The 17,908-nt window shown below is 70.7% G+C and carries 21 protein-coding genes; 9 read left to right on the plus strand and 12 right to left on the minus strand.

Annotated features, from left to right (window positions below; all coding sequences use genetic code 11):
* Nucleotides 1-185 precede the first annotated feature (185 nt).
* Nucleotides 186-1,082: a LysR family transcriptional regulator gene (locus tag LCH29_RS27420; protein WP_446464389.1), complete on the plus strand. Its 897-nt coding sequence runs from the start codon at nt 186-188 to the stop codon at nt 1,080-1,082.
* 60 nt (nt 1,083-1,142) lie between these two features.
* Nucleotides 1,143-1,631 carry an NUDIX domain-containing protein gene (locus tag LCH29_RS27425; RefSeq protein WP_446464390.1) on the plus strand — a complete coding sequence of 163 codons (489 nt, stop codon included), beginning with the start codon at nt 1,143-1,145 and terminating at the stop codon, nt 1,629-1,631.
* 30 nt (nt 1,632-1,661) lie between these two features.
* Here the strand turns inward: LCH29_RS27425 and LCH29_RS27430 are convergent, their stop codons facing one another.
* From LCH29_RS27430 to LCH29_RS27440, 3 genes are all read right to left on the minus strand, one after another.
* Nucleotides 1,662-2,549, minus strand: a complete 888-nt coding sequence (locus tag LCH29_RS27430; RefSeq protein ID WP_446464538.1) for a pyridoxamine 5'-phosphate oxidase family protein — start codon at nt 2,547-2,549, stop codon at nt 1,662-1,664.
* Nucleotides 2,550-2,657: 108 nt separating this feature from the next.
* Nucleotides 2,658-4,160: a globin domain-containing protein gene (locus LCH29_RS27435; RefSeq protein WP_446464391.1), complete on the minus strand. Its 1,503-nt coding sequence runs from the start codon at nt 4,158-4,160 to the stop codon at nt 2,658-2,660.
* A gap of 351 nt (nt 4,161-4,511) precedes the next feature.
* Nucleotides 4,512-5,144: an HAD family hydrolase gene (locus LCH29_RS27440; RefSeq protein ID WP_446464392.1), complete on the minus strand. Its 633-nt coding sequence runs from the start codon at nt 5,142-5,144 to the stop codon at nt 4,512-4,514.
* A gap of 271 nt (nt 5,145-5,415) precedes the next feature.
* On the opposite strand from LCH29_RS27440, the gene LCH29_RS27445 reads away from it, so the two are divergent.
* Both LCH29_RS27445 and LCH29_RS27450 read left to right on the plus strand, forming a co-directional pair.
* A complete protein-coding gene (locus LCH29_RS27445) occupies nt 5,416-5,952 on the plus strand; it encodes a DUF2269 domain-containing protein (RefSeq protein WP_446464393.1) in 537 nt (178 codons plus the stop codon).
* Nucleotides 5,949-6,407 carry an N-acetyltransferase family protein gene (locus LCH29_RS27450; RefSeq protein WP_446464394.1) on the plus strand — a complete coding sequence of 153 codons (459 nt, stop codon included), beginning with the start codon at nt 5,949-5,951 and terminating at the stop codon, nt 6,405-6,407. Before LCH29_RS27445 ends, LCH29_RS27450 begins: the two co-directional genes overlap by 4 nt.
* Nucleotides 6,408-6,419: 12 nt before the next feature.
* Here LCH29_RS27450 and LCH29_RS27455 read toward each other — a convergent pair whose 3' ends face one another.
* Nucleotides 6,420-7,802 (minus strand): serine hydrolase domain-containing protein, encoded by a 1,383-nt coding sequence (locus tag LCH29_RS27455; RefSeq protein WP_446464395.1) that lies wholly within the window; start codon nt 7,800-7,802, stop codon nt 6,420-6,422.
* 55 nt (nt 7,803-7,857) lie between these two features.
* Between LCH29_RS27455 and LCH29_RS27460 the strand changes: the two genes are divergently transcribed.
* Nucleotides 7,858-8,328: a MerR family transcriptional regulator gene (locus LCH29_RS27460; protein WP_446464396.1), complete on the plus strand. Its 471-nt coding sequence runs from the start codon at nt 7,858-7,860 to the stop codon at nt 8,326-8,328.
* A 5-nt stretch (nt 8,329-8,333) separates the two neighbouring features.
* Entirely contained in the window at nt 8,334-8,672 is a 339-nt protein-coding gene (trxA, locus tag LCH29_RS27465; protein WP_446464397.1) for a thioredoxin, read from the plus strand.
* 43 nt (nt 8,673-8,715) lie between these two features.
* On the opposite strand, the gene LCH29_RS27470 is transcribed toward trxA, so the two are convergent.
* The 3 genes from LCH29_RS27470 to LCH29_RS27480 all read right to left on the minus strand — a co-directional run bounded on the left by LCH29_RS27470 (nt 8,716) and on the right by LCH29_RS27480 (nt 10,694).
* Entirely contained in the window at nt 8,716-9,363 is a 648-nt protein-coding gene (locus LCH29_RS27470; protein WP_446464398.1) for a class I SAM-dependent DNA methyltransferase, read from the minus strand.
* Between the two features lie 48 nt (nt 9,364-9,411).
* Nucleotides 9,412-10,014: a class I SAM-dependent methyltransferase gene (locus LCH29_RS27475; protein WP_446464399.1), complete on the minus strand. Its 603-nt coding sequence runs from the start codon at nt 10,012-10,014 to the stop codon at nt 9,412-9,414.
* Between the two features lie 122 nt (nt 10,015-10,136).
* A complete protein-coding gene (locus LCH29_RS27480) occupies nt 10,137-10,694 on the minus strand; it encodes a winged helix-turn-helix domain-containing protein (protein WP_446464539.1) in 558 nt (185 codons plus the stop codon).
* Between the two features lie 77 nt (nt 10,695-10,771).
* On the opposite strand from LCH29_RS27480, the gene def reads away from it, so the two are divergent.
* A complete protein-coding gene (gene def, locus LCH29_RS27485; protein ID WP_446464400.1) occupies nt 10,772-11,356 on the plus strand; it encodes a peptide deformylase in 585 nt (194 codons plus the stop codon).
* A 60-nt stretch (nt 11,357-11,416) separates the two neighbouring features.
* Here def and LCH29_RS27490 read toward each other — a convergent pair whose 3' ends face one another.
* On the minus strand, nt 11,417-12,385 hold the full coding sequence (locus LCH29_RS27490) for a cupin domain-containing protein (protein WP_446464401.1): 969 nt from the start codon (nt 12,383-12,385) through the stop codon (nt 11,417-11,419).
* A 181-nt stretch (nt 12,386-12,566) separates the two neighbouring features.
* Between LCH29_RS27490 and LCH29_RS27495 the strand changes: the two genes are divergently transcribed.
* Nucleotides 12,567-13,319 carry an NmrA family NAD(P)-binding protein gene (locus LCH29_RS27495; protein ID WP_446464402.1) on the plus strand — a complete coding sequence of 251 codons (753 nt, stop codon included), beginning with the start codon at nt 12,567-12,569 and terminating at the stop codon, nt 13,317-13,319.
* 166 nt (nt 13,320-13,485) lie between these two features.
* Here LCH29_RS27495 and LCH29_RS27500 read toward each other — a convergent pair whose 3' ends face one another.
* Genes LCH29_RS27500 through LCH29_RS27510 form a run of 3 tightly spaced genes read right to left on the minus strand, consistent with a single transcriptional unit; the run spans nt 13,486 to nt 14,617 of the window.
* Nucleotides 13,486-13,881, minus strand: coding sequence for a hypothetical protein (locus tag LCH29_RS27500; protein ID WP_327373075.1), 396 nt, complete (start codon nt 13,879-13,881; stop codon nt 13,486-13,488).
* 39 nt (nt 13,882-13,920) lie between these two features.
* Nucleotides 13,921-14,223, minus strand: coding sequence for a hypothetical protein (locus LCH29_RS27505; protein ID WP_037645701.1), 303 nt, complete (start codon nt 14,221-14,223; stop codon nt 13,921-13,923).
* A gap of 58 nt (nt 14,224-14,281) precedes the next feature.
* Nucleotides 14,282-14,617: a hypothetical protein gene (locus tag LCH29_RS27510; RefSeq protein WP_285340249.1), complete on the minus strand. Its 336-nt coding sequence runs from the start codon at nt 14,615-14,617 to the stop codon at nt 14,282-14,284.
* A gap of 186 nt (nt 14,618-14,803) precedes the next feature.
* Here LCH29_RS27510 and LCH29_RS27515 point away from each other — a divergent pair, with 186 nt between their 5' ends.
* On the plus strand, nt 14,804-16,045 hold the full coding sequence (locus LCH29_RS27515) for a hypothetical protein (protein ID WP_446464403.1): 1,242 nt from the start codon (nt 14,804-14,806) through the stop codon (nt 16,043-16,045).
* Between the two features lie 199 nt (nt 16,046-16,244).
* Here the strand turns inward: LCH29_RS27515 and dnaB are convergent, their stop codons facing one another.
* Nucleotides 16,245-17,735 carry a replicative DNA helicase gene (dnaB, locus tag LCH29_RS27520; RefSeq protein WP_446464404.1) on the minus strand — a complete coding sequence of 497 codons (1,491 nt, stop codon included), beginning with the start codon at nt 17,733-17,735 and terminating at the stop codon, nt 16,245-16,247.
* Nucleotides 17,736-17,908 lie beyond the last annotated feature (173 nt).

Consider the following 17,908-nt stretch of genomic DNA (forward strand, 5'->3'; position numbering starts at 1 on the left):
TACGCCTGACGGGCGTCTCAAGCCTCCCCCCTCGTGGCTTGAGACGCCCCGGTTCTTCTCGTGGAGAACCGCTTGAACAAGGCTAGTTGACTCAGCGTCAGTGTCCAATCACAGTAGCGACATGGACCTATCGGCATATTTATAGTTGGCATGCGGCGGGAGTGCGTCGAGGCGAGGGGAACCGCATGGATCTGGCCCTCTTACGCACGTTTGTCACGGTGCACCGCGCCGGGTCCTTCACCCGTGCCGCCGCGCTGCTCGGGCTCTCCCAGCCCGCCGTCACAGGCCAGATCCGCACCCTGGAGCGGCAGCTGGGACGGCCGCTGTTCCTCCGTACGGCGCGCGGCGTCATCCCCACCACCGTCGGGGAAGAGCTGGCCCACAAGACCGCCCCGCACCTCGACGCGCTCGTGGAGATCACCGAGGCCGGGCTGGACGACCACTCCCCGCTGCGCACCCTGCACCTCGCGGGTCCCCCGGAGTTCACCGCGCTGCGCGCCCTGCCCGCGCTCACCACGCTCGTCACCCAGGGGCTCGCGCTGCGGTGCGCGTTCGGCAGTTCCGAGGAGCTGTTCCAGGGGCTCGGGGCGGGCTACCACGACCTGGCGATCACCACCGCCCGGCCGCGCGGACGGCTGCTGGCCGCCACCCCGCTGTGCGACGAGGAGCACGTGCTGATCGCGTCCCCGCGCTGGGCGGCCCGGCTCGGCGGCTCCGCGGTCCTCCAGGTCAAGGGCGCGAGCGCGCTGGAGGCGCTGCCCGTGGTCGAGGTCCACGAGAGCCTGCCGCTGGTCAGCCGCTACTGGTCGGCCGTCTTCGACACCCGCCCCGTCACCTCCGGCACGGTCATCGCGCCCGATCTGCGGGCGGTGCTGGCGTGCGTCGCGGAGGGCGCGGGGCTCGGCGTACTGCCGCGCTACCTGTGCATGGACGCCCTCGACGCCGGGGAGGTGGTGGCGCTGCTCAACCCGCCGGTGCCGCCGCTGCGCACCTATTTCCTGGTGGTGCGGACCGGTGGGCTCGCGGTGCCGCACGTCGCCCGGGCGCACGAGTGGCTGCTGCGCGCCGCTGTCGACTGGTGAGCCTCTGTCGGCTGGTGAGTAGGGGGTTTCAGCCGGGGACGGCTGCGGCAGATGTCCTGCATGACCGAACGACCCGTGGTCAAACGCACCGCCCGCGCCATCCTGCTCGACGGCGACACCGACCCGCGGATGATCCTGATCAAGCGGACCAAGCCCGGTCAGCAGCCGTACTGGATCACCCCCGGCGGCGGTGTGGAGCCCGAGGACACCACCGTCGTCCAGGCCCTCCACCGCGAGGTGGACGAGGAGCTGGGCGCGAAGGTGACGGATGTGGTCCCCGCCTTCGTCGACACCGTCCCGCACCCGGACGGGGGCGCGCCGGACGGCGTCAAGGTGCAGCACTTCTTCGTGTGCAGACTCGCCTCGATGGACCTCAGCAGGCGGCACGGCCCGGAGGTGGAGGAGCCCTGCGGGGAGTACGAGGTCGTACGGATCCCGTTCACCCGCGAGGGGATCGCCTCCGTCGGGATGGTGCCGCCGTCGCTGCGCGCCTATCTCGACGCCAACGTCGAGGGCGTGCGCGCGCTGCTCGCGGACGACCTCGGCTGACCTGTGCTGATCAGCCGTGATCAGGGCTGATCAGCGGAACCAGCCGCTGAACGGCTGCGGTCCCTTCTCGGCCGCCCGTCGGCGCGCCTCGGCGAGCACCCGCTCGGCCTCTTCCAGCCACTCCTCGGGACGCGCCGGTTCCGGCAGCTCCGTCCCCGGAACGGGCGCGGCGGGCGCCGGGGCGGCCGATGCCCGGAGAGTCGGCGCGGCCGGGCGCTCGGCGGGGCGCTCGGCGGGGGGCATACGGCGTCCCTCGCGCGCCTCGGCGGCGGCGCCGAAGAAGTCGCCGCCCTTCCGCTTGACGTCGTCCGTCCCCCAGGCCCGGCCCTGCTCCGGCTCACGGGGCCGGTCGGTGCGCGGCCCGTCCCCGGCGCGGCCGCGCCCCCGCGCGGGCACCTTCTGGAGGTGGGGAATGTGCTTGGCGCAGTGGATGTACGCCTCCTCGACGGCCACCTCGACCCAGACGACCGCGCGGCGGCCCGGCACCGGGTCGACCGGCAGGCCGGGGTGGCGGGCGCGCATCTCGTCGTCCTCGACGACCCGGGCCCGGCCGTTGACGTGCAGCCCGATGCGGTCGCGGAAGAAGTCGACCATCAGGATGCCGACGTGCGGGTTCTCCTCGATGTTACCGAGGCTGGCCAGCACGCCGTTCCCCCGGTACTCGGGGTAGGCGAGGGTGCGTCCGTCGAGCACTTCGAGAAAGCCGGGCGGCCCGGCCCGGAAGGTGCTGTCGCACTCCCCGTGCCGGTCGGAGGTGGCCAGGAAGAACATCTCCTGGCGTCCGACGAACTCCCGCATCCGCACGTTGAGGTGGTCCAGCACCTGCTCGTCGTAGAAGCGGTCGGCGCGATCGGCCGTGCCCAGGCGCTGCTGGAGGAGATGCTCGCCGTCGCTCCCCGGACGGCCCGTACGCTCCAGGCGCTCCGCACGGTGGCCGGGTGCAGCGGCAGCCGCCCGCTCGTGCCCGACGTCGTCCACAGTTCCTCGTCCCCGTTCTGCTGTCGCCGTCTGTCTGCTGCTTCCCTGCTACTCCGCCGCCGCCATCAGCTCTTCGATGGAGTCGTGCCGTATGCGGTGGGACGGGACGCCGACGCCCATCAGCGCGTCCACACCGCTGCGGATCATTCCGGGCGGGCCGGAGAGATAGGCATCGAACGCGTTCCACGGGCCGTATTGCCGCACGGCGTCGGGAAGTCTGCCGCTGAGCCCGCTCGTCGGCCCGTCGGAGACCACCGGCCGGACCGAGAGCCAGGGGTGCCGCTGGGCGAGCCGCAGCATGGTGTCGATGTCGTACAGGTCGTGGTCGCTGCGGGCGCCGTAGAAGACCTCGACCGCCCGCTGGCGGCCGTGCTCGGCGACGTCCTCGACCAGCGCCTTGATCGGCGCGATGCCGGTGCCGCCGCCCAGGCACAGCAGCCCGTTGTCGGTCGAGTGGTCGACCGTCATCGAACCGGCGGGCGGGCCGAGCCTGATCACATCGCCGGGCCGCGCGCGGTGCACCAGCGCGGAGGAGACCCATCCGGCCGGGACCGCCTTCACGTGGAAGGACAGCAGCCCGTCGGCGCGGGGCGCGGAGGCGAAGGAGTAGTGCCGCCACACCCGCGGCCACCAGGGCGTCTCCACCGAGGTGTACTGGCCCGCGAGAAAGGGGTACGGCTGGTCCGGGCGGACGGTGACGACGGCGATGTCGGCCGTGCGCGACTCGTGCCCGACGACCTCGGCCTGCCACCACGCGGGCGCGCGCAGCTCGTCCTCGGCCGCCGCGTCGATCATGATCTGCGAGATCGCGGTGTAGGCCCGGACCCACGCCGCCTCGGCCTCGTCGCTCCAGGTGTTGGTCGCGTACCGGGTGAGCGCGGCGAGCAGGCACTCGCCGACGGCCGGATAGTGCTCGGGCTGGGTGCCGTACTTGCGGTGCCCGCGGCCGAGCCGGGAGAGGAAGTCGCCGAGGATGTCGGGGTCGTCGATGAGCCGGGCCGCGGTGAGGATCGCCTTGAACAGCCGGTCGCGCTGGGCGTCCATGGCGGCCGGGAAGAGCGGCCGCAGCTCGGGGTGCTGGACGAAGAGCAGCGCGTAGAAGTACGAGGTGACCTTGTCGCTCACCGGCTCGATCTCGGCCATGGTGCGGCGCAGCAGGATCGCGTCGGGCGAGGCGGTCTCGGGAGCGGTGAAGACGGATTCGGCTGCGGGCCGTGCGCCCTGCGGGGCCGATGCCTCGTCGGGGCGCTGGTGCTCCTCGCGCCCGGCCCCGGGCGGCACCGCGGACGCGGGGGCGACGGGGGAGGCCGGCGGCACCGCGGACGCGGGCGGTATGGGGGGCGCGGGGGCCGGTGCGGGGGGCGCCGGGCGGCGCTCGGCCTCCGTACCGGCCGGGCGTATCGGGTTCACCGGGCGGTCGGCCGCGCCATCCGATTCGGGAGAACGGGGCTGGTCATCGGCCGGTTTCCTGCTCGGGGTGAACCAACCCCAGTCGCCACTGTTTCCCCCGCCGTCGTTCCCGGCCGACGATGTGGTGGTCGGAGCGTCCATGGTTGCCTCGCCTCGAACATCTTTCTGTCGGTCTTCGCACTTCCGCTGGCGGAATGTGCCCGCAATTCCCCGCTCTGGTCGACTGGTTCACGTGATATTGGTCCTGTCGGCCCGCTCCGTGCTCAGTTCCGGGCAGCATGCCACGCTCCTTCCGCACCCCGAGAACTTCGCCCGAAGTCCGGGTAACAGGGGCTGTGTTCCCGATATGCTGGTTGGAGCGGGTTGCCCGGTTGTGGTCCCGTCACGGCTTCGCGGGACGGAACTGCCCCGACCCTACCGGGCCCGGTTGAATTCACAAGCCCCATGGATGACGCATCCATTACACCCGGCAACTCACGTAATTACCCGTAGTTACGTGCAGTTGCCCGCCAATTCGTAGGCCTCTCGGAGATCGTTACCGCTATACCGGCTGGATGCGATTTCGCTCACATGGTGATCCGCGTTCACCGCGACCGAGAAGGGCACCACCGCGAACAGCTCGGCATCCGACATCGAATCCCCATAAGCGACACAGTCCGCCCTGGTCAACCCGAACTTCCCGCAGAGTTCATCCGCGATGCGCACCTTAGCGGCCGGAGTCAGGATGCCCGCGGGATCAAGCCGCTCCCGGAACGGCACCGACGGCCACGCCGACCCGTGCGCCGCGTCCGCGCCCCACTCCAGCAGCCGCTCCACGAAGAACCCGGGCGAGAGCGAGATCACGGCACACCGCTCACCGCGCGCCCGGATGTCCGCCCACACCTCCCGAATCCCCCTCAGCCACGGCGCCCCCGCGAACGCCGCCGCCACCTGCGCCTCCGTCAACTCCCCCCACAGCGCACAGGCCCGCTCCGCGAACCGCGCCGTCGACAGCCCACCCGCCGCGAACTCCCGCTCCAGCTCATCGATCTCCCGCTCCACCCCGAGCTGACGCGATATCTCGACGGCCGCGGCCGAACCATGGATCAGTGTCCCGTCGAGATCGAACAGATGCAGTCTGGTCATGGGGACCGAGCGTAGGGGGTGGGCCGGATCAGCGAGCGGCGTCAGGGGGCACCTCCCAGCGGTAGCTGGAGGAGCGGTAGCTCGCAACCCGCGTGAGGAGAGCGCAGGGGGCACCTCCCAGCGGTAGCTGGGGGAGGCGCGAGGGGGCACCGCCCAGCGGTAGCTGGGGGAGCGACGAGCAGGCAGCCGGGCGCGCCCAGCCCGCCGGGAGTACCCGCGGATACTCCCGCCGTCAGACGCGGCGGCGGTCGGTCCGCGCGACGGTGAACGCATGCAACAGCTGAAACGGCCCGTGCGCCGGGCCCTCCTCGTCGTGCATGTGGTCGTCTCCGTCGGCTGGCTCGGGCTGACGCTCGGCGTGCTGGCCCTGGGCATCACCGGGGCCACGGCCGGGTCGGCCGAGGCCGCCGAAGGGGCGTACCGGTCGATGAACGTCCTCGGGGACTGGTTGCTCATCCCGGTCAGCCTGCTCTCCCTGATCAGCGGGGTGGTGCTGTCGCTCGGCACGCCCTGGGGCCTGGCCCGGTACCGCTGGGTGTACGTGAAGTTCTGGCTGACGCTGCTGACCACCGCCGCGACCGCCTTCGCGCTGCGCGCCCGGATCGACGCGGCGATGGCCGACGTCACGGCGGGCCGGGCGGTCGGCGCCGCCACCGATCTGATCCTGGCGCCGTCGGTCAGCCTGAGCGTCTACGCCTTCCTCACCGCCATCTCGGTGCTCAAGCCGTGGGGCCTGACCGCGCGGGGGCGGCGGCTGCGCGGCCGCGCCGCGGCGGTGAGCGGCCGCCGCGTAGGCTCGCCGGTGTGACCGACTTCGAGATCCGGCGCGCGATCGCCGATGACATACCCGCGATCGTCGCCATGCTCGCCGACGATCCGCTGGGCGCCCGGCGGGAGTCGCCGGACGACCCGGCTCCGTACCGCGCCGCGTTCGAGCGGCTGGAGCGGGACCCCAACCAGCACCTGGTCGTCGCGGTCCGGGACGGGCGTACGGTCGGCACCCTCCAGCTCACCGTGGTGCCCGGGCTCTCCCGGCGCGGCGCCACCCGCTCGATCATCGAGGGGGTGCGGATCCACGCCGACGAGCGCGGCAACGGCCTCGGCACCGAGCTGATCGAGTGGGCGGTCGAGGAGTCGCGCCGCCAGGGCTGTGTGCTGGTGCAGCTGACCTCGGACGCGACCCGCACCGACGCGCACCGCTTCTACGAGCGGCTCGGCTTCGAGGCCAGCCACGTCGGTTTCAAGCTGCCGCTCGACGGCTGACCGAGCCCGCTCCTACCGCGGACGCCATCCGTCCGGGTCGACGCCCCCGGGCACCGCGTCCTCCGGGGCGTACGGAGCCCGCGTCAGCACGAAGGTGCCGAGGTCGAGATGGCCGGGCGCGCCGTCCGCGCCCGCGACGACGCGCAGCGTCTCCCCCGCGTAGTAGCCGTCGAGGCCGGTCCAGGTGCCGTCCGGCTCGGCCCGGAAGCGCGAGGCGCGGCCCGTTCCGCCGACCGGCGACAACTCCAGGCCGCGGTCGGCGCGCAGCCGCAGCAGGAAGGGGGTCGGGCCCCAGTACCAGGGCCCGGTCAGCGCCAGCAGCGCCGGATCGGCCTCGGGCAGCGGCCGCCAGGGGCCGGGGATCCACGGCTCGTGCTCCGCCGTGATCCGTACGAGGTCGGCGGCGACGGTGGCGACGGAGGGCCCCGAGGTGACGTTGGCCAGCGCGATCCCGGCCAGCCGGTCGTCCGCGCTGACCCACAGGGTGGCGAGGAAACCGGGCATGGAGCCGACATGGCCGTACAGGAACCGGCCCTCGCGGCGCGCGAGCTGCACCCCGAGGCCGTAGCCGCCGTCCCAGTCCCGGCCCTCGGGCGGGGCACCGGGCGCGCGCATCTCGGCGAGCGTCGCGGCGCCGAGCACCCGCTCGTCCCCGTCGAGCAGGAAGGCGGCGAAGCGGGCCAGATCGGCGGCGGTCGACCACAGCTGGCCCGCGGGTGCCATCCGGCCGGTGTCCTCGGCGGGTTCCGGCAGCAGCACATCGGCCCAGGGGTGGACGGCCCAGCCCGCGGCGTGCGGGGCGCGCGGTGCGAGGGACGTACGCGTCATCCCCAGCGGCTCCAGCACCTCGCGGGCCAGCACATCGCCCCAGGGCGCGCCGCGCAGCCGCTCGACGAGCGCGCCGAGCAGCGCGAAGCCGGTGTTGGAGTAGTGGTGGCGGCGTCCGGCGGGGTGCACGAGGGGGCGCTCGCCGAAGAGATCCGCCGTCTCGGGGCGCAGCGCGCCCGGTGTGCGCTCCCACCACGGACCGCGCGCCTCGGCGGCCAGCCCCGAGGTGTGGGCGAGGAGCTGGGCGACGGTGGCGCCCTCCGCCTCGGGCACCTCCAGATGCTTGGTCAGCGGATCCCCCAGATCCAGCAGCCCCTCGTCGCGGAGCCGCATCACCAGCACCGCGGTGAACGTCTTGGTCAGCGAACCGATCCGGTACTGGGTGTCGGCGCCGGGCGTCTGCCCGTCCGTACCACCCCGCGCCCCCGTCCACACCAGCTGTCCCTCCCGCACCACGGCCCCCACCAGGGAGGGCGTCCGGCCCTCGGCCTGGCCGACGGCGATGCGGTGGAGCAGGGCGCGGCGGGTGGCGGGCAACAGCTCCGCGAACTCCTCGGATGCGGTCATGCCCGCACCCTACGGTCTGGCCTTGACGTCAGGGGCAAGGTCTACGGTCGGGGCCATGCGGATCGGAGAGCTGGCCGAACGGGCGGGTACGACCACCCGCACCCTGCGCTACTACGAGTCGATCGGCCTGCTGCCCGCGCGGCGGACCGGCAACGGATACCGGGCGTACGACGAGGACGACCTCCGGCTGGTCCGGCAGATCCGCACCCTCCAGGACTTCGGCTTCGGCCTGGAGGAGACCAGGCCGTTCGTGGAGTGCCTGCGCTCCGGCCATCCGGCCGGTGACTCCTGCCCGGCGTCGCTGGAGGTCTACCGGCGCAAGCTGGCCGAACTGGACGACTGCATCGCGCGGCTGGGCGACGTACGGCGGCAGGTGGGAGCGCAGCTCGCCCGGGCGGAGCGGGCCCGAGCGGCGCTGGAGGCGGCGGCGACGGGGCCCGACGGTGCGCCGGAGCCGCGCTGCGAGCTGACGCCGTACGACCCGTCCGCGAGCGACGGCACGCCGAAAACGACACCAAGGGGATGAGCGAAATGACACGGACTCAGGCCAGGGACGTGCCCGCGGTCACGGACGCCACCTTCGCCGAGGAGGTGCTGACGACCGGGCTGCCGGTGCTCGTGGAGTTCACCGCCTCCTGGTGCGCGCCCTGCCACATGATGGCGCCCGTGCTGGCGGAGATCGCCCGGGAGGAGAGGCACCGGCTGAAGGTGGTGCAGCTGGACGTGGACACGAACCCGGAGACGACGGTGGCGTACGGAGTGCTGTCGATGCCGACCCTGATGCTGTTCCGTGCGGGCGAACCGGTGCGGTCGATGGTCGGGGCACGGCCCAAGCGGCGGCTGCTCCAGGAGCTGGCGGACGTGCTCTGAGCCGCCGCCGGGCGGGCTCCGGGGCCTCTCCATGGCTTACGGCTTACGGCTTACGGGCCAGGAGAATGGCCTGCGGCACGACTTCCCTGCCGTCCGGCTCGCGCACCTGCCGCGCCCGTACGGCGAACCCGGCCCCCTCGAGCAGCGCGGCGATCTCGTCGGGCGACAGCCTGCGGAAGTCGAGCGACACGGGGTGGCCGAACGGCTCGGCCAGGTGCAGCGGTTCGTCGCCGACCTGGAAGGCGACCAGCAGATTGCCGCCCGGGGCCAGCAGGCGGTGGAACTCGGCCAGCACCGCGGGCAACCGCTCGGCGGGGGTGTGGATGAGGGAATAGTAGGCGACGATGCCGCCGAGGGCGCCGTCCGGCAGGTCAAGGCCGGTCATCTGCCCCTCGTCGAACCGCAGCTCCGGATGCTCCCGCCGGGCCACCGCGAGCATCCCCGGCGACAGGTCGACACCGAAGACGTCCAGCCCGAGGCCGTGCAGATACGCCGTCACCCGCCCCGGGCCGCAACCGAGGTCGGCGACCGGCCCGGCCGCCTCCCCCTCCCGCACCAGGTCGGCGAACGCGCCGAGCAGGGCCCGGTCCAGCGGCTTGTCGTCCAGCGGGGCCTTGAACATCTCGGCGTAGTCGGCGGCGATGGTGTCGTAGAAGGTCCGGGTGGTCAGCAGATCGGTCGGCTCGGTCATGGACGGGGAGACTAGCCGTCCGCGCTCGGTGCGGGGCGGGGTTTCGGACTACCGCAGCCGCCGCGCCCGCAGGACGGTGTCGTTCGTGTGGTGGGTGCCGGGCGGGGCGAGAGCGGTGCGCGGCCGGGTTTCGTCGACCAGGACCGTCCAGTCGTGGCCGAGGAGCCCGGCGATCTCGCCCGGCTGGTAGTAGTCGCCGGGGACGACGCCGTTCTCCATGCGGGCGGGCACGTCGGCGAGGTCGTGGCCGACGAAGAGCAGGGTGCCGCCGGGAGCGACGGCGTCCAGCAGACCGCGCAGCGCGGTGTGCTCCGGCCGGCGCAGGAGCGGGAAGTACTGGGCGGACACCAGGTCGAACGCGGCGGCCGGGGGTGGCGTGACGGCCAGGTCGATCCGGGTCCACGCCACCCGGTCGGAGAGGTCCGGGGCCGTGGCGGCGGCGCGGTCCAGCGCGATCCGGGAGATGTCGAGCGCGGTGACCTGCCACCCGCGCCGGGCCAGCCAGATGGCGTCGGCGCCCTCACCGCATCCGACGTCGAGCGCCCGTCCCGGCGCCAGATCGGTGACTTCGGTGACGAGCACTCCGTTGGGGTTGCCGCTCATGAGCTGGTCGGCACCGCCGTACATGTCGTCCCAGAACTGTGCGTCCATCGGCTCTGCCTTCGGTAGGTGGCCGTGGCGCCGGTCGCCCACGGCCTGGTGCGCACACCGTCGCCGCATCCATGCCCCCGCGACAAAGTTTTTCGCGGAAACGGCAAATCGCGCGCTCCCCCTCAGCCCTCGCCCGCGCCGTCCGGGGTGTGGGGAAGCAGGGGGAAGAGCCGGGTGATGAGGGCCACCGGCCGGGCGCCGTCGGGCCGGGCCAGGGGGCGTTGTTCGCGGTCCTGGTAAGGCGCGAGCGCGCGTCGGACGACGTCCGCGACCCGGCTCATCTCCTCGGGCGTCAGGTAGGCGACGGCGCTGAAGGCTGCGTCGTGGCGCCACGCGGGCGGCGCCTGGTCCCGCTGGGTCAGCCACCGCTGCCAGCTCTCGTCCTCCAGCCCACGGGCCAGATGACCGAACTGCTCCTCCGCGCTCCCACCACCGGCCGCGGGACTGTCCGAGGAAGTGCGCTGCCTCAGACGCCAGGGGCGTGCGCGGCCCCCGTTGTGAGGGGCCTCTTCGATGTATCCGTGGCGTGCGAGCTGCCGCAGGTGGAACGAGCAGAGCCCGGAGCTGTATCCCAGCCGGGAGGCGGCCTCGGTCGCCGTGACGGTGCCGACTTCCGCGAGCAGGTCGAGCAGGTCGGCACGGACGTGATGATCGCGCAGGTTGACGTCGTCTTCGGTCACTTTGTCCTCAGGCACTTTGCAAAGTCTGCTACTTTGCAAAGCACTTGGCAAGCAGCGCCTGCAAGGGGGAGACAACCATGGAACGGGGTTCGGTTCGCAGGATCACGGTGGTGGGCGAGGAGGTGCTGAGCCGTCCGTGCCGGGAGGTGACCGCCTTCGGTACGCCGGAGCTGTCGGCCCTGATCGACGACATGTTCCTGACCATGTACGTGGCCGACGGCGCGGGCCTGGCCGCCAATCAGGTCGGCGTCGACCTGCGGCTGTTCGTGTACGACTGCCCGGACGAGACCGGGGCCCGGCATGTCGGCCACATCCTCAACCCGGTTCTGGACCTGCCCGATCCGGGTGACCGCCGCCTCGTGGACGACATCGAGGGCTGCCTGTCCGTGCCCGGCGCCGCCATGGCGGTCCCCCGCACCGATCGCGCCGTCGTCCGCGGGTGCGACAAGGACGGCAATCCGCTCGTCGTCGAGGGCCAGGGCTACTTCGCCCGGTGTCTCCAGCACGAGACCGACCACCTCATGGGCCACACGTACCTCGACCGGCTCTCCCAGCGGGACCGCAAGGACGCCCTGCGGCAGATGGAAGAACGCCGCGAGGACGTCTTCGCGCGACGTGCGCTCAAGGCCGCCGCGCTGCGGCCGGACGGGTCTCAGACCTGAAGCGCCACGGCGGCCGCCGTGCGTGTCACGTTCCGACGTCGGAACGACGTCGTTCCGACGTCAAGGACGCTTGCGGGCGTGGGCGCGGTAGCGTTGCGGACTCATCCCACGAGCTCGCTTGAAAGCGGCGCTGAGCGCGAACCCGCTGCCGTAACCGACCTGACGGGCGACGGTGTCCATCGTGGCGTCCGACTCCACGAGCAGGTCGGCGGCAACGTCGATGCGCCGTCCGGTGAGGTAAGCCATGGGCGGCATGCCGACGAGGTCGGTGAAACGGCGCGCCAGTGTCGCTCGGGACACCCCGGCCTCCCGGGCGAGCGCGGCCACCGTCCAGGGGTGGCCCGGGTCACCGTGGATGAGTCGTAGGACGGACCCGACGACGGGATCCCCGTTGGCCGGATACCAGGCGGGCGCATCGGCATCGGGCCGGGTGAGCCATGCGCGGAGGGTGCCGACCAGCAGGAGGTCCAGCAGCCGTTCGAGCACCAGGTCCTGGCCGGGCTCGTTGCGCAGGGTCTCCTTGGCGAGCAGCGACACCAGCGCGGATTCGCTGCGCGCGGCCGTGGGGATGACCAGCAGCGGCGGCAACGCGCGGAGCAGACGTGTGGCGATCTCGCCCGGTCCCGCGTACTTGCCGATCAGCAGCACCGACGAGCCGTCCGCGCCGTCGTCGTGGGCTCGCTCGCCGTTGACCCAGGTGTGCACGCCCATCTCCGGAACCTCGGGCAGTTCCGCCCCGGCTGCGGTCGTCCGGCGGGGGCCGGGCTGAACGACCACCTGGGTGGGAGTGCGGGGATCATCGGCGAACGTGAACGCGTCCGGACCACGCATCATCGCGATGTCGCCCGCGTCCAGGCGTACGGCATCGCCGGAGCTGGGCACGACCCAGGGCATCCCTCGCAGGACGGCCACCAGATTGAGGGGCACCCTGTCCCGCACCCGCACCGACCACGGTGGGTTCAGGATGGTCCGCAGCACGAAGGTGTTCCTTGCCCGGGCTCCGTCGAGCAGGATCGAGAAGGGGTCCACGGGCACAGGGTAAGACGCACCCTTATGGGCCTGCGAGCCTCGACCATGGTCCGTACCCCGGCGTTCCGGTGGACTGGGGAGCATGACAGCGACTACGCCGACCACGTTGGTCCTCGCGGGGACAGGCAAGACCGGACGCCGCGTCGTGTCCGGGCTCCGTGCACGTGACATACCGGTACGGGTGGGTTCACGGAGTGCCGAGCCGCCTTTCGACTGGCAGGACGACACCACGTGGGAACCCGCGCTGCGGGGCATGGACTCCGCTTATGTGGCCTTCCATCCTGACGCGGCGTTCCCCGGCGCGGCCGGAGCCGTGGGTTCCTTCGCAGAACTCGCGGTGGCGTGCGGCGTTCGGCATCTCGTCCTGCTTGCCGACCGTGGTGCCGCTGAGGCCGAGAGGTGCGAACAGGCAGTGCGGGACTCGGGTGCGGAGTGGACCATCGTGCGGGCGGGGTTCATCACGCAGAACTTCAGCGAGGCGTTCCTCGTCGAACTGGTCCGGGCCGGTGTGGTCGCGCTTCCGGTCGGCGACGTCGCGGAGCCGTTCACCGACGCGGAGGACATCGCGGATGTCGCCGTCGCGGCGCTGACCGAAAACGGCCATGCCGGCCAGATACACGAAATCACCGGACCACGGCTGCTCACCTTCGCCGATGCCGTCGCTGAGATCGCGCGCGTGACCCGCAGGGAGGTTCGCTATCTGCCGGTCACGCCCGAGCAGTTCGTCCCGTCGCTGATCCGACGAGGCGTACCGGCCGGGTACGCGACGCAACTGACCAGCCTCATGGTCGAGGTCTTCGACGGCCGCAGGGCCACCACGACCGACACCGTCGAGCGCGTTCTCGGACGGCCGCCCCGCGACTTCACGGACTATGTCCGCACCACCGCCGCAACCGGCATCTGGAACGCGCACACCGAGTCCTCCGGTGCCTGACGTACTCGGGACGTCGCAACCTACCGGGCCGTGTAGGTTCTCACTTTCGATGTCAGGCGCCGACGCTATGACCTGGACGTTCCCCTCCAGTCTCACGACGTGTCGGCAAGCGGCTGTCTCAGATCGATGTCATTTCCTCAGACTGCCCATCCAGCTGCGCCGGACCTCATGAACCTGCATCGGCAGCCGTCCGTTCCATCCACTTCCGCACCTTCACTGCTTGCTCGATGCGGTTGACGATGTCCTTCTTGGACGCCGTGTCCAAGGTCTCCGGGATCTTGTCGAAGGTGTCGGGAAGGACGTCGAGGAGACCCCAGATCTGCTCGCCGGTGCTGACGGTCAGCAGTTGCTGGCACCTCCACTGCAGAGGCACCTCGGGACGGTGCGTGAGCCGCTGCACGAGTGTCGGGAACAGGTAGTGCGTCGCTTCTGCGGCGAGGTGCTCTCGTAGCCAGTCGACCGGGAGCCGCTGGCTGAAGCCATGCATGGCGGCCTCCTGGGCCAGGTCCAGGAGCTGAGCGGTGTCGACGGCTCGGATGGTGCGGGGAAGGGTCGGGGTCATGTCGCGATGATGCCAAGAAGCCAGTGCGGCGCCGAGAGGTCAGCTGGGCCGGGATGCGATCTGCTGACGGGCAGGGCCCCAGACGTCCTCGAACTCCTCGAAGGTGAGTTGTTCGGGGTCGTGGCCTTCCCATTCCGAAACGGGCAGCTCGGCGGTGATCCCGAATCTGCTGTCGTAATCACCGAGGCGGCCTGCGTCGCGGGCCCGCTGCCACTCGGCGAGGGAAGCTGCTGCGATCGGGATCAGCTCTGGCCCTTCGAGTTCGACCTGCCGGATCACCCAGCCTTCGGCGTCGACCTCGAAGTAGAACCAGGTGTCTTCCTCGTCCCAGTAGCAGCGCATCCATGTGGTCACCAGGCCATGATGCCGGGCCAGATGCGCCGCCCTACTCCTCTCTATCTCATGACTGGGCGATGAATCCTGCGGATCGGTCGAGCTGGAAAGGAGAACCGACCCGGGTTGGATCCCAGCCTTGATCCCGTGCCTCTCGAATGCTGGCAGCAACGTGAGCTGGGCGAATGGGCCCCGTCTCGACGCCCACCCAGTTGCTGGGATGGGCCTGACCGCTGGTGAAGATCAAGGTCGTGCCCGGCTGGCTGCCGCTGGCTGCTTCAACCGCATAGGTCAGCGGTGTCCAGCAGAGGCCCTGCATGTAGGAGGGCTTCCTGCGGATCCGCCAGCGGTACTCGATCCCGTCAACGGTTATGCGCCGGGAACCCTTCTTGTTCAGCGCCATCTTCGCCTCCTCCGCTGTGTCGCCGCGGTCGCGAAAAGCAGGTTGCACGCGAACGTACCGAACGTTGTCGCCGACAAGCGCCTTCGGGACTACGGATGGGTTGATCAGCCCATAATTGGAGTCAGTGCCGAGCGACCCGGCGCATCGCACCCGCCCCGGGTGCGCTCACCGCGATCGGAGAGCATCGTGAAGAACAGCCCGTTGTGGCGAGTGGTTGACAACGAGAGTGGTAGCCAGTCCATCGTCAGCACGCCCTCCGAGGCAGTCGCGTTCGTCAACAGCCGGTTCGACACCGATGACGACGACGAGCCGTTCAGCATCACCGAGGTCGGTCCTCTCCTTCCGAAGCCGCTCGGGGTCATCACCGCATGGGCCGCCGAGAAGGACGACGAGCGAACCGACGGGCGTACTGCCCCGATCACCATCAGGCCGGTTGTGACGGACAACGCCGGCGAGTGCGATGACGTGGTGCTCTGGCGCGACGTGTACGTCTCCTGGGACCACGACATGTACACCGTCGAGGAGCCGGACAGCTCCGAGTACAGCGAGGCTTACAGCGCTGCCGAGTTGAGCGCGATCCTCGACGAGTACGCCGACGACTACGAGTACGCGCCTGAAGGGCCCGACAGCCACAGGTGGCCGAAACCGGAAGAGTTGATCACCTACGGCGCCCAGGAGTGCGCCAAGCGGTTCGGGCACCTCGACGACGACGCCCTGCTGTGGCTCGCTGCCACCCGCATCACGCTCGCGGTGTGGCGCAACACACCCGTCGAGAACTGGCATGCCGGGAAGAGTCCGCTCCACGACGGCACAATGATGCGGATCAACACGGCAACCACCCGACTCGTGCGCTCGATGCTGTCGTTCGACCATGTCGACTGGATCGGTCTCGGTCTCGCGATCGTCAACCCGTCCCGGGTTCTACCGACCGGGCAGTCTGTTCTCGAGCTCGGGCTGGCCTGCCACAACCCTGACGACCCGGCGCACGAGGCTGATCCGCGCGAAGAACTCGCGGAGATGGCACAGGACGCGATCGCTTGGGGGCGAGCGTACTGCCTTCGCGAGAAGGAGTTCGGCCTGCGAACCCTGATCGAATTCTTCTGCGCGTCCGACAACGGCTGGTTCGGAACACCGAGTTGGGGGCGCATCGTCGATCGGTTCACTACGGCTGTCGACGACCGGGAGAATGCGCACTGGCGCATGCACCGAGACGAGCCTTGGTTCGACGAGTGGTTCACCAACCGCCCGGCCGACATTGCGGACATCACGGAACTTCGTCGGCTGCTCCATGCCGGGCCCGACCTGCTGTCCGAGGAGGCCGCTGAATGGTGCGTGGATGGTGCCATCGGCTACGTCTGCCGGGACGACCACGCGAACGGCTGCCTGCAGTGCGGCATCCCGCTGGCAACGGAGTCCCTCAACGAGTGAACGTGGGCACCAGCGTAGAAAAGCAGCAACCCACTGACCGCGCTCTCCCGCCTACTCGGCGGCCTCCCCCTGCTCGGGGAGCCTCACCCATACGAGTGAGCGACTTGACCTGCCAGTCTCAGATTCGTGTCCGATATGCCATCGGTTGGCCATCGCTCGTGAGATTTGGCCACGAAATCTGAGACCCCACAGGCCGGGATCAGGTCTGCGCCATGTCCACGAAGCGCGAGTAGTGGCCCTGGAAGGCGACGGTGATGGTGGCCGTCGGACCGTTACGGTGCTTGGCCACGATCAGGTCGGCCTCACCGGCGCGCGGTGACTCCTTCTCGTACGCGTCCTCGCGGTGCAGCAGGATGACCATGTCGGCGTCCTGCTCGATGGAGCCACTCTCGCGGAGGTCCGAGACCATCGGCTTCTTGTCGGTGCGCTGTTCGGGACCACGGTTCAGCTGGGAGAGCGCGATCACCGGCACCTCCAGCTCCTTGGCCAGCAGCTTGAGGTTTCGCGACATGTCCGAGACCTCCTGCTGACGGCTCTCGGGGCGCCGGGCGCCGCCGGACTGCATCAGCTGGAGGTAGTCGATGACGACCAGCTGGAGATCGTTGCGCTGCTTGAGGCGGCGGCACTTGGCGCGGATCTCCATCATCGACAGGTTCGGGGAGTCGTCGATGTACAGCGGGGCCTGGGACACGTCCGGCATGCGCCGGGCGAGCCGGGTCCAGTCCTCGTCGGTCATGCTGCCGGAGCGCATGTGGTGCAGCGCCACCCGGGCCTCGGCGGACAGCAGACGCATCGCGATCTCGTTGCGCCCCATCTCCAGGGAGAAGATGACGCTCGGCATGTTGTTCTTGATCGAGCAGGCGCGGGCGAAGTCGAGGGCGAGGGTGGACTTACCCATGGCGGGCCGGGCCGCGATGACGATCATCTGACCGGGGTGGAGGCCGTTGGTCAGCGAGTCCAGGTCGGTGAAGCCGGTGGGCACGCCGGACATCTGACCGCTGCGCGAGCCGATCGCCTCGATCTCGTCGAGCGCGCCCTCCATGATGTCGCCGAGCGGCAGATAGTCCTCGCTGGTCCGCTGCTCGGTGACGGCGTAGATCTCCGCCTGGGCGTTGTTGACGATCTCGTCGACGTCCCCGTCCGCCGCGTATCCCATCTGGGTGATGCGGGTGCCCGCCTCGACCAGGCGGCGCAGCACGGCGCGCTCGTGGACGATCTCCGCGTAGTACTCGGCGTTGGCCGCGGTGGGGACCGACTGGACCAGGGTGTGGAGGTACGAGGCGCCGCCGACCCGGGCGATCTCGCCGCGTTTGGTCAGCTCGGCCGCGACCGTGATCGGGTCGGCCGGCTCGCCCTTCGCGTACAGGTCCAGGATCGCCTGGTAGACGGTCTCGTGGGCGGGGCGGTAGAAGTCGTTGCCCTGGAGGACCTCGACCACGTCGGCGATGGCGTCCTTGGAGAGCAGCATGCCGCCGAGCACGGACTGCTCGGCGTCGAGGTCCTGCGGCGGGACCCGCTCGAAGCCGGACCCTTCCCAGGAGCCGCCGTCGCGGCCCCGGTCATGCTGATCGTCACGCCCCCGGCCGCCCTCGCCGCGGCCGCCGCCGTCGCCACGGCGGAAGCGGGGGGACGGGAAATCGGACGGGCCGGAGTCCGCCCATGGGTCGTCCATGGGTTCGGGCACGCTCACCCCGCCACCTCCTCCCGTCCGCGGTACGGATCTCGCCGCGACGTCCTCAGTCTTACGGCACGGCTCTGACAAACAGGGCTATGACAAACAGGGCGCCCGGCTTCCGCTCACGACGCGTCGAGTTCAGGTGGATCCGAGGCCGGAACAGATGGCGGGCGCCGGACAACGGTAGG

It is taken from the genome of Streptomyces sp. BRA346, from assembly GCF_052851135.1.

Coding starts and splice junctions, on each gene's coding strand:
- LCH29_RS27420 (WP_446464389.1), top strand. CDS start 186: ATGGATCTGGCCCTCTTACGCACGTTTGTCACGGTGCACCGCGCCGGG.
- LCH29_RS27425 (WP_446464390.1), top strand. CDS start 1,143: ATGACCGAACGACCCGTGGTCAAACGCACCGCCCGCGCCATCCTGCTC.
- LCH29_RS27435 (WP_446464391.1), bottom strand. CDS start 4,160: ATGGACGCTCCGACCACCACATCGTCGGCCGGGAACGACGGCGGGGGA.
- LCH29_RS27440 (WP_446464392.1), bottom strand. CDS start 5,144: ATGACCAGACTGCATCTGTTCGATCTCGACGGGACACTGATCCATGGT.
- LCH29_RS27445 (WP_446464393.1), top strand. CDS start 5,416: ATGCAACAGCTGAAACGGCCCGTGCGCCGGGCCCTCCTCGTCGTGCAT.
- LCH29_RS27455 (WP_446464395.1), bottom strand. CDS start 7,802: ATGACCGCATCCGAGGAGTTCGCGGAGCTGTTGCCCGCCACCCGCCGC.
- LCH29_RS27460 (WP_446464396.1), top strand. CDS start 7,858: ATGCGGATCGGAGAGCTGGCCGAACGGGCGGGTACGACCACCCGCACC.
- trxA (WP_446464397.1), top strand. CDS start 8,334: ATGACACGGACTCAGGCCAGGGACGTGCCCGCGGTCACGGACGCCACC.
- LCH29_RS27470 (WP_446464398.1), bottom strand. CDS start 9,363: ATGACCGAGCCGACCGATCTGCTGACCACCCGGACCTTCTACGACACC.
- LCH29_RS27475 (WP_446464399.1), bottom strand. CDS start 10,014: ATGGACGCACAGTTCTGGGACGACATGTACGGCGGTGCCGACCAGCTC.
- def (WP_446464400.1), top strand. CDS start 10,772: ATGGAACGGGGTTCGGTTCGCAGGATCACGGTGGTGGGCGAGGAGGTG.
- LCH29_RS27500 (WP_327373075.1), bottom strand. CDS start 13,881: ATGACCCCGACCCTTCCCCGCACCATCCGAGCCGTCGACACCGCTCAG.
- LCH29_RS27505 (WP_037645701.1), bottom strand. CDS start 14,223: ATGCGCTGCTACTGGGACGAGGAAGACACCTGGTTCTACTTCGAGGTC.
- LCH29_RS27510 (WP_285340249.1), bottom strand. CDS start 14,617: ATGGCGCTGAACAAGAAGGGTTCCCGGCGCATAACCGTTGACGGGATC.